Here is an 11,866-nt window from a genome sequence, read left to right on the forward strand (position 1 = left end):
CATCGGGGCGCGGGTAGGCTGGACGTCCGTGAACGACGCCACCCCCGCCCCCGAGCCGAAGGTCGGGTTCAACGACCTGCTGCGATTCCTGCTCGAGATCTTCGCGATCGTGACGCTCGGCATCTTCGGGTTCACCGAGTTCGAGCTGCCGTGGCCCGGAATCCTGCTCGGCATCGGCCTGCCGGCGCTCGCGATCCTGCTGTGGGGGCTCTTCCGCTCGCCCAAGGCGGTCTTCCACGTCGACACGTTCGCCAAGGCGCTCGTCGAGATCGCGGTGTTCTCGGCCGCGGCCATCGCGTGGTGGCTCATGGGCCAGCCCGTGATCGCCGTCGTGTTCGCCGTCGTGGCCGCCGTGAGCGGGATCATCAACGGGCGGCGCGAACTCGGCGCCTGAGCCGGCTCAGCGCAGGGTGATGCGCGTCACCGGAAGATGACGGTGCGCTGCCCGTCGAGCAGCACGCGGCGTTCCGCGAACCACTTCACCGCCTGCGAGAGGGTCCGGCTCTCCTCGTCCTGGCCGATGGCGACGAGCTCGCCGACCGAGCGCGAGTGGTCGACGCGCACGACGTTCTGCTCGATGATCGGGCCCTCGTCGAGGTCGCTCGTCACGAAGTGCGCGGTCGCGCCGATGAGCTTCACGCCGCGCGCGTGCGCCTGCCGGTAGGGGTTCGCGCCCTTGAATCCCGGCAGGAAGGAGTGGTGGATGTTGATGCACCGTCCGGCGAGCACGTCGCACAGCTCGGGGGAGAGGATCTGCATGTACCGCGCGAGCACCACCAGTTCGATGTCGTGCTCGTCGACCACCTCGAGGATCCGGCGCTCGAACGCGGCCTTCGTCTCGGCCGAGGTCACCGGTTCGGACTCGAAGGGCACGCCGTAGAAGTCGACGAGGTCGCGCAGCGTGCCGTGGTTCGAGAGCACGAGCGGGATGTCGACCGCGAGCTGGCCCGCCCGCTGGCGGAAGAGCAGGTCGTTGACGCAATGCCCGGCGGTCGAGGCGAGCACGAGCGTGCGGAGCGGACGGCCGACCTCGTCGAGGTGCAGGTCCATGCCCCAGCGCTCGATGACCGGGGCCAGCTCGGCCTCGAACTCGTCGCGGCCGGCGGGGGACTCCACCTGCACGCGCATGAAGAACCGCCCGGTGTCGAGGCTCGCGAACTGCTGGCTCTCGGTGATGTTGCCGCGCGCCGCGACGATGGCGCCGCTCACCGCGTGCACGATGCCCGGTCCGTCGGTGCAGCTCAGCGTGACGACCCAGTGATTCAGGTGCGGGCTGTGCGGCTCGGCGTCCGTGGTCATCCGCACAGCGTACCGGCCCTCCGGCGGACACTCAGCCGACACCGGATAGACTGGTCACGGTCGTGCGGTCACCGTCGGCCCCGGGCGCGCACGTGAGCGCGTAGTCGACCCGCCGCCGGCACGGCCGCGAGCGGGGAACGCCGTCGGGATGGACTCCATGTCGACCTCCGAACTCGCGCGCGCCGGCGCGCGCACCACCACCTCCGACCCCGCGAAGGCCCAGGGCACCGCCCTGCCGTGGCGTGTGCTCCTCGTCCTCGCCTCCGCCGTCTTCCTCTCCATCACGATCGAGATGCTGCCGACCGGCCTGCTTCCCGAGATGAGCGCCGACCTCGGGGTCGGCGAGCCGCTCGTGGGCCTGCTCGTCTCGGTCTTCGCGTTCACGGTCGTCGTGACCTCGACGCCGCTCACCGCGATCACCCGGCGGATGTCGCGGCGCACCCTGCTCACCGCGGTGCTCGTCCTGCTCGCGGCATCCACCCTGCTGAGTGCCGTCGTGCCCGAGTACTGGATGCTCATCGGCGTGCGCGTCGTCGGCGGCATCGCGCACGGCGTGTTCTGGGCGCTCGTCGGCGCCTACCCCGCTCGCGTCGTGGCCGAGGGCCAGCTCGGCCGGGCCATCTCGATCGTGCTGGGCGGCGGCACGATCGCCCTCATCGCGGGCGTGCCGCTCGCGACCGCGCTCGGCCAGGCGCTCGGCTGGCGCCCCGCATTCGCGGTGGTCGCGGGGCTGACGTTCGCCGGGGCGCTCCTGATGCGGGCCGTGCTGCCGGCGGATGGCGCGACCTCGACGGTGCGCGAGGGTGCCGTGGTGCCGGACGAGCCGGCCGCCTCGTCCGCCGCTCGCGCGCACGCGGCATCCGCTCGCCCCGCCGGCACGACCGCCGTGCTCGTCGTGTGCGTGGTGACCGCGATCGTGATGACCGGGCAGTACGCGGCGCTCACCTACATCGCGCCGATCCTCACCGACGTGGTCGGGGCGCCGGCGTCGGCCGTCGCGCCGCTGCTGTTCGCCTCCGGGATCGCGGGCGCGGCCGGCCTCGCGGTGGCGGGCACGCGGTTCGCTCGGAACGGCATCCGCACGCTCGTCCTCGCCCTGGCGGTGATCGCGGCATCCCTCGTCGTGCTGACATCGGTGCCCGCGCTGTGGCCGGCCGTCTTCGCGTACCTCGTGTGGGGCTTCGCGTTCGGTGCGGTGCCGCCCCTGCTCCAGACCCGCCTCCTGCAGGCCGCCGCGCCCGAGCGACGCGACGCCGCGAGCGCGCTCTACACGACGGGGTTCAACATCGGCATCGGCGGCGGTGCGCTCATCGGCGGGCTGCTCTTCGGCTCGTTCGGCGTGGGATCCATCCCGCTCGCCTTCGTCGTGCTGGCCGTGCTCGCGGCCGTGATCGTGGCGTCCTCGACGCTCCGGATGTCGCGGGTGCGCGTCGCCGCAGCCACCGGCTCGGTGCGCACGTCGAGCGCGTAGCTCGTACCCGTTTCCGTCGCTCGACGGAGTCACAGCCAATCCACGGGTTCCGCACGGCACGATGGTCCTGCAACCGACGTCCGGGGGTGGACGCGGAGGTCCGATCGGGGGATGCGGACCGCACGCGGGTCGGGGCCGAGGGCGATGGGGAGCACGCCGCGGTCCCGCCCCACGCGTGACGCTCGGGTCGCGTCGTGTCGCGCCCGGTCTAGGTCGAGCCGCTCAGGCGAGGCGCCGGCCGGCGCCCCAGACGCCCTCGACCGCCAGGTCGTCGTCGAGCAGCACGGCGTCGGCCGCGAACCCGGGTTCGAGCCGGCCGAGATCGTGCGCACGGCCGATGGCGGCGGCGGGAGTCGAGGTCGCGGAGGCGACGGCCTCCTCGATCGTGAGGCCGGACTCGACGACCGCGCGGTGCAGCGCGACATCCTGCGTCAGCGTGGACCCGGCGATCGCGCCGCCCTCGACGAGGCGAGCGACGCCGTCGCGCACGTCGACGTCGAGCGACCCGAGCCCGTAGCGTCCGTCGGCCGCGCCGGTGGCCGCCATGGCGTCGGTCACGAGCGCGACCCGGCCGGGCGCACCGGCGAACGCGAGCCGCACGACGTCGGGGTGCACGTGGACGCCGTCGCCGATGACCTCGAGCGTGACGTGGTCGGCGCGCATCGCCGCGACGACCGGCCCGGGCGCGCGGTGATGGATGCCGCGCATGCCGTTGAACGCATGCGTGAGGATCGACGCCCCCGATTCGAACGCCCGCAGCGCCGTGTCGAAGTCGGCGCCCGTGTGTCCGAGGGCGACCGCGACGCGCGCCTCGGTGAAGCGCGCGACGGCGTCGTCGGCCCCGTCGTGCTCGGGGGCGATCGTGATCTGGCGGAGCGTGCCATCCGACGCCGTCAACAGCCGGTCGACGGTCTCGGCGTCAGGCGAGCGCAGCTGCGCAGGGTCGTGCGCGCCGCGGAAGTCGTGGTCGAGGAACGGCCCCTCGAGGTGGGAGCCGAGCACGAGCGGGTCGGATGCCGCGACGCGGGCGATCTCGCCCAGCCTCTGTTCGAGCTCGGCGATCGTCGCGGTCACGAGCGAGAGGACCGTGCGCGTCGTGCCGTGCGCGCGGTGCGTGGCGAGCACGGTCGCGATGGCGTCCTCGCCGTCGTCGGCCGACGCGCCGCCGCCGCCGTGGCAGTGCAGGTCGACGAAGCCGGGCGTGAGCCAGCGGCCCGCGGCATCCGTCACCTCGGCACCGGCGGGGATCCCGTCGCGCCACGCGTCGCCGACGCCTCGAGCGGCCACGCGGTCGCCCTCGAACCGCACCCACGCGTCGAGCGCCGTGTCGCCGCCGGACACCAGGCGGGCGGAGTGGATCACGGTCACGGGCAGCGCGCTCACGCGCCCACGTTATCCCGCCCGCTGCAGCCGCTCCGAACGGTTTCAGGAAGACGGAAGCTGCTCAGGAAGGATCCGCGCCGAGGTTCCTGAGCAGCTTCCGTCTTCCTGAAATCGTTCGCCCGTGCCACTCCGCCGCACGCAGATCCCTGTTCAGGCGGCCCGATGCAGCCCGATCGCGAGCGCCTCCCGGATCTGTTGCTCGATCGCCGCCCACCCGAAGATGACGTCCGTGTAGTCGAACCGGAACACTGTGAATCCGGCGAGCGTCAGCGCCCGGTCATGCGCGATGTCGGTGTTGCGCTGTTCACTCGAGCGGTGGAACTCGTACCCGTCGACCTGGTACACGAGTCGGTCGCCGATGAGGCCGTCGACGCGGTGACCGAGGAGCCGGGCCTGCTGCCGCGGTTCGATGCCGATCCGTCTGAGACGCGCGAGCGGCAGCGACTCGATGCCCGAGTCGGACAGCTCGGAACTCGCGAGGAGGACTCGGCGAGACGCCTCCGTCCGGAGCGGGAGGCGGCCCAGGAAGTCGCGCTGGATCGCACCCTTTCTGATCGCCGACTCCCAGGTGGCGACGGCGTGATCGAACGGTCGGCAATCCGCGATCTGCACGAGCGCGTTCAAGACCGGCTCGACCAGCTCGTGGCGACTGGTCTCGACCAGCCCGGCGTTCCAGTGGACAGTGGCGTCGCCGGCGTCGAATCGCGACGCGTTCGGCGCCACCGAGAGGTGGGTCCTATCCGGCACCTGCTCGTCGTCGTCATCGTCGAGCGTCCACAGCCCGTGATGCTTCGCGGCCGTCACACACGCGAGACGGCCGCTGACCGACGCGGCTCTCTTCAGCAGCGGCGGCGCAGCCGATGTGCACACCCACGAACGACGGATTCGTCGCACCAGGGAGGCCGCAACGGCGTTGCGGATCCGGTGACGCGTGAAGCCGGCGCGGACGAGATCGTCGACGTGCGCGATACCGCCATTGCTGCTGAGCCAGTCGACGAGGTCCACATGCGGATGGTGCCGTGCCGCCGATGAATGCTCGCCGGCGGTCGCGACATCCGGGAACCGCCTGCGCGGCGATCGCGTTGTGGAGGCCGAGTCCGAACGGGAAGACCGATTCCTCGTTTCAGGAACACGGAGGCTCATCAGGACCGAATCTGCCGATCGCTCCTGATGAGCCTCCGTGTTCCTGAAACCGCGCGTGCGCGAAGGCGGCCGCGCGTCACGGGGGCGGCCGCCAGCGACATCCGTTGCTATGCTTGCCGGGTCGCGACTGGCGTTGAGATGGGTGACCATCGGGGAGCGACTGGCAACGGACCGACCGCACGCCTGGGCCGGTACGCGAGGCCTCGTGGCGCGAGTCGCACGAGGCGCTGAACCGCAGGTCCGCATGTCATCTTCGAAGGAGCCAGTCTTGGCCGAGTCCCTCACCACCGACGCCCCCGCCGACGCCGTCGCGGGCGCCGCATCCGTCTTCAACCAGCCTCTCGCCGAGGTCGACCCCGAGATCGCCGAGGTCCTCGAGCAGGAGCTGAACCGCCAGCGCACCACGCTCGAGATGATCGCGAGCGAGAACTTCGTGCCCGTCTCGGTGCTGCAGTCGCAGGGCTCGGTGCTCACCAACAAGTACGCCGAGGGCTACCCGGGTCGCCGCTACTACGGCGGCTGCGAGTTCGTCGACGTCGCCGAGAACCTCGCGATCCAGCGCGCGAAGTCGCTGTTCGGCGCCGAGTACGCCAACGTGCAGCCGCACTCGGGCGCGACCGCCAACGCCGCGGTGCTGAGCGCCATCGCCACGCCGGGCGACACCATCCTCGGCCTCGAGCTCGCGCACGGCGGCCACCTCACGCACGGAATGAAGCTGAACTTCTCGGGCAAGCTCTACCACGCGGTCGCGTACGGCGTCGACCCCGAGTCGTTCGTCGTCGACATGGACGTCGTGCGCGACAAGGCCCGCGAGCACAAGCCGCAGGTCATCATCGCCGGCTGGTCGGCCTACCCGCGCCAGCTCGACTTCGCCGCGTTCCGCGAGATCGCCGACGAGGTGGGCGCCAAGCTGTGGGTCGACATGGCGCACTTCGCGGGCCTCGTCGCCGCGGGGCTGCACCCCAACCCGGTGCCCCACGCGGATGTCGTCAGCTCGACGGTGCACAAGACGATCGGCGGTCCGCGCTCGGGCTTCATCCTCTCGCGCGACATGGAGCTCGCGAAGAAGCTGAACTCGAACGTGTTCCCCGGCCAGCAGGGCGGACCGCTCATGCACGTCATCGCCGCGAAGGCGACGGCGTTCAAGATCGCGGCGTCGGCCGAGTTCAAGGACCGCCAGGAGCGCACGGTGCGCGGTGCGAAGATCCTCGCCGAGCGCCTCGTCGCCGACGACTCGCGCGCGGCCGGCGTCGACGTGCTCACGGGGGGCACCGACGTGCACCTCGTGCTCGCCGACCTCCGCACGTCCGAGCTCGACGGCCAGCAGGCCGAGGACCGCCTGCACGAGGTCGGCATCACGGTGAACCGCAACGCGGTGCCGTTCGACCCGCGTCCGCCGATGGTCACGTCGGGTCTGCGCATCGGCACGCCGGCGCTGGCGACCCGCGGGTTCGGCGACGCCGAGTTCGCCGAGGTGGCCGACATCATCGCGCTCGCGCTGCAGGCGAACCCGGATGTCGCGGCGCTGCGCTCGCGCGTCGAGGCGCTGACCGCGGCCTTCCCGCTCTACCCCGGCCTCCAGCAGTAGTCGCTCGCGGCTCGGGGGTGAGCGCTCGCTCGCCCCCGAGCCGGGCCAGACACGTCGGAGGAGGTCGCCGGCGACACCGCCGGTCGCGGCATCCGCTCATCGGCGTGTCGGCCGAGATCTCCTTCGTTCCGTTCCGCCGACCAGCTCGGAAGAGGTACCCAGAATGACCGCGATCACCCTCGACGGCGTCGCGACGGCGTCGGCCGTCAAGTCCGAGCTCACGACGCGCATCACCGAGCTGCGCGCCCACGGCGTCGTGCCCGGCCTCGGCACGCTGCTCGTCGGCGACGACCCGGCGTCGCGGTCGTACGTCGCCGGCAAGCACCGCGACTGCGCCGAGGTCGGCATCGAGTCGATCCGCGTCGACCTGCCCCGGTCGGCCTCGACCGCCGACGTGCGCGCGGCGATCCGCGACCTCAACTCGGCCCGCGAGGTGACCGGCTACATCGTGCAGCTGCCGCTGCCAGCGGGGCACGACGAGAACGCCATGCTCGAGCTCATCGACCCCGACAAGGACGCCGACGGCCTGCACCCGACGAACCTCGGCCGGCTCGTGCTCGGCATCGAGGGCGAGCTGCACTCGCCGCTCCCGTGCACGCCGGCGGGCATCGTCGAGATGCTGCGCCGGTACGACGTGCCCATCCGCGGGCAGCATGTCACCGTGATCGGTCGAGGCCTCACGGTCGGCCGCCCCCTCGGGTTGCTCTTCACCCGCAAGGGGCTGGATGCCACGGTCACGCTCACGCACTCGCGTACCGAGGACCTCGCCGCCGAGGTCCGTCGTGCCGACATCGTCGTCGCGGCCGTCGGCGTGCCGCACATGGTGAAGCCCGAGTGGATCAAGCCGGGCGCCGCGGTGCTCGACGTGGGCATCACGCGCGTCGCCGACGAGGAGACGGGCAAGGGCAAGCTCACGGGTGACGTCGACCCGGCGGTCGCCGAGGTCGCGGGCCACCTCTCGCCGAACCCCGGCGGTGTCGGCCCGATGACGCGGGCCATGCTGCTCGCGAACGTCGTGAAGGCCGCGGAGTTCAAGCTGCACGGGCGCTGACGCGGCCCTCGGCCGTCTCGTCGCGACCACCGCGCGGTTGACCCCGCGAGTCCGTGTCGACCACAGTTGAACGGTGCAGTGGGCGCTGGCAATCCTCACCGTCATCGCGTACGCGACGTTGCCGCTCGGGTCGTCGAGCTTCGAGCAGCAGCCGGTGCCGACCCTGCTCGTGGGCCTGGCGTTCGTGCTGCTCGCGATCTTCGGCTTCCCGTTCGTGCGGGCGCGATCGATCTGGTGGCGGGCGGCATTCGCCCTGGTGCAACTGGCCCTCGGCTTCTGGATCTACTCCCTCTCGGGCGCGGCCGTCGGAGCGAGCCTCCTCCTCGTCGTGCTGGTGGTGCAGAGCGTGCTGCTCCTGCCGCTGCCCGCGGCGGCGGTCGTCGCCGCCGTCATCCCGTTGGTCCATCTCGGCATGGACTGGCAGGACGGCATCCGCGAAGGCCTCGGCACGCTCGCGGTCACGGTGTTCACGCTCATCGTGACCGAGCTGCTCGTGCGCGAGCAGACCGCGCGGGCCGCGCTCGCCGACGCGAACGAGCAACTGCGCGGCTATACCGCCCAAGCCGAGCAGCTCGCCGCGATCCGCGAGCGCAACCGGTTGGCTCGCGACATCCATGACGGCGTCGGACACCACCTGACCGTGGTGCAGATGCAGCTCGAGGCGGCTCGCGCCGTCCTCGGCACGGCGGAACGGGAGCGGATCGACGCGATGCTCGCCGCCGCGCAGGAGCAGTCGGGGCAGGCGCTCGCCGAGGTGCGGCGGTCGGTGGCGGCGTTGCGGGACGAGCGGCCGAGGCTCGAGGACGCCCTGCGCACGCTCGTCTCGGAGGCGACCGCGGCCGGCGCGCCCGCGGAGCTCGAGATCCGCGGCGAAGTCCGCCCGGTCCGGGCGGAGGTCGACGAGTCGCTCTTCCGTGCGGCTCAGGAGGGCCTCACGAACGTCCGGAAGCACGCGCACGCGAGCCGCACCAGCGTCGTCCTCGACTTCCGCGCCGAGGACCGCATCCGGCTCGAGGTGCACGACGACGGCCGCGGCGTTCCCGAGACGCCGGGCGACGGGTTCGGCCTCACCGGACTGCGCGAGCGGATGGCGAACCTCGGCGGTCGGCTGACGCTGGACTCCGACGGCGCGACCGGGTCCACCCTCGCCGTGGAGGTGCCGGCGTGACGATCCGCGTGCTCCTCGCCGACGACCAGGCGCTCTTCCGCGAGGCGCTCCGGACGCTGCTCGAGGTGCAGTCCGGTATCGAGGTCGTGGGCGAGGCGGGGAACGGCGACGAGGCGGTTCGGCGCAGCGGCGAGCTGCGCCCCGACGTCGTGCTCATGGACCTGCGGATGCCCGTGCTCGACGGCATCGCGGCGACCGCACGGCTCCGCGCCGAGCAACCCGACGTGCGGGTCCTCGCACTGACGACGTTCGACGACGACGAGGACGTCTTCGCGGCGCTCCGGGCGGGCGCCGTCGGGTACCTGCTGAAGGACGTCACCTCGGCGCGCCTCGTCGACGCGCTGGAGGCGGCGGCCCGCGGGGAGTCAGTGCTGCAGCCGTCGGTGGCGGCGAAGGTCATCGCGCGGGTGGCCGGCATGCCGCAGGAGGCGCCGCCGCCGGACCATCCGCTGTCAGACCGGGAGGTGGAGGTCGTGCGCCTGCTCGCCGACGGGCGCAGCAACCGCGAGATCGCGGGCGCGCTGTTCTTGGCCGAGGGCACGGTCAAGAACCTCGTGACGAGCGTGATCTCGAAGCTCCAGGTGCGAGACCGCACGCAGGCGGCGATCCGAGCCCGGGACCTCGGCATCGTCTGACGGGGCGCGGCGCCGCCGCACCGCCGGATCGGCCCGACAACGGGTCATGCCCTCAACGTGACCCACACCATGACGTTCGGCACCTGACGCCGCTCGTGCGCTCGACGGAGGATTCCTGCGTTCCTGACCGTGATCCTCCGAGGAGTCGACATGAACCACGAAGCGGCGACCGGGCACCGACCGTCGTTGGCCCGATTCGCACTGCACGCGCTCGAGATGGTCATCGCCATGGTGCTGGGGATGGTCCTGCTCGGGCCTCTCTGGTCGTGGCTGTGGCCCGGACTGCACGCCGACCTCACCGCTCAGGCGCTCGTGATGGCCACGAACATGTCGATCGGCATGGCGCTGTGGATGCGGATCCGCGGCCACGGTCTGCCTGCGATCGCGGAGATGTCCGCGGCGATGTACCTGTCGTTCCTGGTCTTCCTGCCGTTCACCTGGGCGGGACTGATTTCTCCGATGGCCTTCATGACCGCGGGCCACGTGCTCATGGTGCCCGCCATGCTCATCGCGATGCTGCGCCGTCGGCGCGAGTACGGGTGGTGATCGGCGTGCTGGTCGTCGACGGCGATGCGGTCCGCCGCCGTCGTGGCCACTCAGCCCTCGAGTTCCGCTCGTCGGAACCTGAGCTCGCGCTCGGCACGGTTGAGTGGCGACCCGCTGAACGGGAGTGATGCGAGGTCGACGGTGGAGGCCGCAGCCACGGCCACGCGTTCCGCCGAGGCGGCTGCGCGCTCGGGCAGCCCGACCGCCGCAGCGAGCTCGCGCCAGTGCCGCAGGCGCAGCTTCCTCGTGCGGCCGGCGATCGGCAGCGCCATCGAGTCGTCGCCATAGACGAGCGTGCACGGGATGTCGTAGACGGGCGCGATCGCCCAGGCGCGGGTCGCGACATCCGATCGCAGCACCGCGACGTTCTTGGCATGGAGGTCGCCGTTGCCCGTCAGCCAGGCGAACAGGAACTGCAGGTACAGGTTGCGCGTCGCGACGGCGGGCGCGCGGCAGACCTCGGCGAGTGCCCGAATCACCCGCTCGGCGTCGAGCGCATACTTCGCAGCGGGCGGCTGCCCGAGCACTTGTGTCGCGTCCTCGAGGGCGAGGCGGAGGAATCCGCCGTCGGACGCGACGCGATCGAACCGCTGCACCAGCAGCCCGGTCGTCCCGGTGCGGTCGGTCACCACGGCGGCGCGCGAGACCGGGACCTTCATCCGCGCCGCGGCGAGAAGGTGGGCGGCCTCGTTCTCGACCAAGTCCGGGTACTCGTCGGGACTCAGCTTCAGGATGTATCGCCCGGAACGCGTGGCGAGCGGCGTGCTGATCATGGAGGCGCTGGCCTTGCGTTGCACACCGGGGATCGCGTGGCGGTCGACCGCGTCGATGAGCGACTCGAAGTCGAGCGCCTCCGGCGAGTTCGCGCCGATCAGCGTCTCTCGGTCTGCGGGGGCCTGGCCCTCGGGGACCACCTGCACATCGCCCGGCACGTCCTCGCCCACTGCGAGAAGCAGGCTCAGCTCGTCGCTCGCGCTCGTCTTGACCGCGCGACGCAGCACGGTGAGCCGGTGGCCCTCGGGGAGGAGGCCGGCGAAGAACGCGGGCAGCGATCCCGACGGGGTCACGAGCGGGGCGTCGGTCAGCGGAAGCGTGAACGCCACGGGCTCGGCGTCCGCCCGAGCCAGGTAGTCGTCGAGGTAGCGGAACTCGATCGCCCCGTCGTCGCGGCGCTCGAGGCGAGCGGTCAGCCGACCGCGCTTCCGGACATCAGCGCGGCGGATATGCCTGAGGTCCTCGAGGTCGACCGTCACGAGACGATCCCGATCTCGAGTCCCACCGCGGCCGCGACGGCGACGACGGTGTCGAGGCTCGTGCCTCCGCTGCCCTTCTCGATCTCACGCACGGTGCGGGTCGACGTGCCTGCCAGCTCGGCGAGCTGCTCCTGCGTCAGCCCGTGCGCCTGCCGGGCCGCGCGGATGGCCCGACCGATGTCGATGGGGACGGCCACCGCCGACACCTCCTCTCAAACGATTCGGCAGGATCCTGCCGAACGTCGGGTTTGCATCGAGAGTGTATCGGCCTGGGTCGATAATCCGGCAGAAATTCACCGAATCACTCGCCTCAGCGCCTGATTGACGAC

General features: G+C 71.7%; 12 protein-coding genes and 1 riboswitch. Of the genes, 7 read left to right on the forward strand and 5 right to left on the reverse strand.

Annotated elements, in window-relative coordinates:
- Positions 1-28: 28 nt before the first annotated feature.
- Entirely contained in the window at positions 29-394 is a 366-nt protein-coding gene (locus tag BLT99_RS01515; RefSeq protein ID WP_092668704.1) for a YrdB family protein, read from the forward strand.
- 26 nt (positions 395-420) lie between these two features.
- On the opposite strand, the gene purU is transcribed toward BLT99_RS01515, so the two are convergent.
- Entirely contained in the window at positions 421-1,299 is an 879-nt protein-coding gene (purU, locus tag BLT99_RS01520) for a formyltetrahydrofolate deformylase (protein ID WP_092668705.1), read from the reverse strand.
- 157 nt (positions 1,300-1,456) lie between these two features.
- Between purU and BLT99_RS01525 the strand changes: the two genes are divergently transcribed.
- Positions 1,457-2,770: an MFS transporter gene (locus BLT99_RS01525; protein ID WP_092675413.1), complete on the forward strand. Its 1,314-nt coding sequence runs from the start codon at positions 1,457-1,459 to the stop codon at positions 2,768-2,770.
- A 222-nt stretch (positions 2,771-2,992) separates the two neighbouring features.
- On the opposite strand, the gene BLT99_RS01530 is transcribed toward BLT99_RS01525, so the two are convergent.
- Together BLT99_RS01530 and BLT99_RS01535 are read right to left on the reverse strand one after the other, a co-directional pair.
- Positions 2,993-4,144, reverse strand: coding sequence for an N-acetylglucosamine-6-phosphate deacetylase (locus BLT99_RS01530; RefSeq protein ID WP_092675415.1), 1,152 nt, complete (start codon positions 4,142-4,144; stop codon positions 2,993-2,995).
- Positions 4,145-4,303: 159 nt separating this feature from the next.
- On the reverse strand, positions 4,304-5,158 hold the full coding sequence (locus tag BLT99_RS01535) for an endonuclease domain-containing protein (protein ID WP_092668706.1): 855 nt from the start codon (positions 5,156-5,158) through the stop codon (positions 4,304-4,306).
- A gap of 251 nt (positions 5,159-5,409) precedes the next feature.
- Positions 5,410-5,492, forward strand: a riboswitch (ZMP/ZTP riboswitch).
- Positions 5,493-5,564: 72 nt separating this feature from the next.
- On the opposite strand from BLT99_RS01535, the gene glyA reads away from it, so the two are divergent.
- The 5 genes from glyA (at position 5,565) to BLT99_RS01560 (ending at position 10,284) form a co-directional block, all read left to right on the forward strand.
- Positions 5,565-6,884 (forward strand): serine hydroxymethyltransferase, encoded by a 1,320-nt coding sequence (glyA, locus tag BLT99_RS01540; RefSeq protein WP_268238599.1) that lies wholly within the window; start codon positions 5,565-5,567, stop codon positions 6,882-6,884.
- Positions 6,885-7,047: 163 nt separating this feature from the next.
- Complete coding sequence (locus BLT99_RS01545) at positions 7,048-7,935, forward strand: bifunctional methylenetetrahydrofolate dehydrogenase/methenyltetrahydrofolate cyclohydrolase (RefSeq protein ID WP_092668708.1); 888 nt, start codon at positions 7,048-7,050, stop codon at positions 7,933-7,935.
- Between the two features lie 73 nt (positions 7,936-8,008).
- On the forward strand, positions 8,009-9,103 hold the full coding sequence (locus tag BLT99_RS01550) for a sensor histidine kinase (protein ID WP_092668709.1): 1,095 nt from the start codon (positions 8,009-8,011) through the stop codon (positions 9,101-9,103).
- Positions 9,100-9,738, forward strand: a complete 639-nt coding sequence (locus BLT99_RS01555; protein ID WP_092668710.1) for a response regulator transcription factor — start codon at positions 9,100-9,102, stop codon at positions 9,736-9,738. The genes BLT99_RS01550 and BLT99_RS01555 overlap by 4 nt, the downstream gene beginning before the upstream one ends.
- 150 nt (positions 9,739-9,888) lie before the next feature.
- Positions 9,889-10,284, forward strand: coding sequence for a hypothetical protein (locus BLT99_RS01560; RefSeq protein WP_092668711.1), 396 nt, complete (start codon positions 9,889-9,891; stop codon positions 10,282-10,284).
- Positions 10,285-10,334: 50 nt separating this feature from the next.
- Here the strand turns inward: BLT99_RS01560 and BLT99_RS01565 are convergent, their stop codons facing one another.
- Both BLT99_RS01565 and BLT99_RS01570 read right to left on the reverse strand, forming a co-directional pair.
- The gene (locus BLT99_RS01565; protein WP_092668712.1) at positions 10,335-11,537 is read right to left on the reverse strand and encodes a type II toxin-antitoxin system HipA family toxin; all 1,203 of its coding nucleotides are present in this window, start codon (positions 11,535-11,537) and stop codon (positions 10,335-10,337) included.
- Entirely contained in the window at positions 11,534-11,734 is a 201-nt protein-coding gene (locus tag BLT99_RS01570) for a helix-turn-helix transcriptional regulator (RefSeq protein WP_092675418.1), read from the reverse strand. Before BLT99_RS01570 ends, BLT99_RS01565 begins: the two co-directional genes overlap by 4 nt.
- Between the last annotated feature and the right edge of the window lie 132 nt (positions 11,735-11,866).

This window comes from Agromyces flavus (genome assembly GCF_900104685.1).
GTDB classification, from domain to species: domain Bacteria; phylum Actinomycetota; class Actinomycetes; order Actinomycetales; family Microbacteriaceae; genus Agromyces; species Agromyces flavus.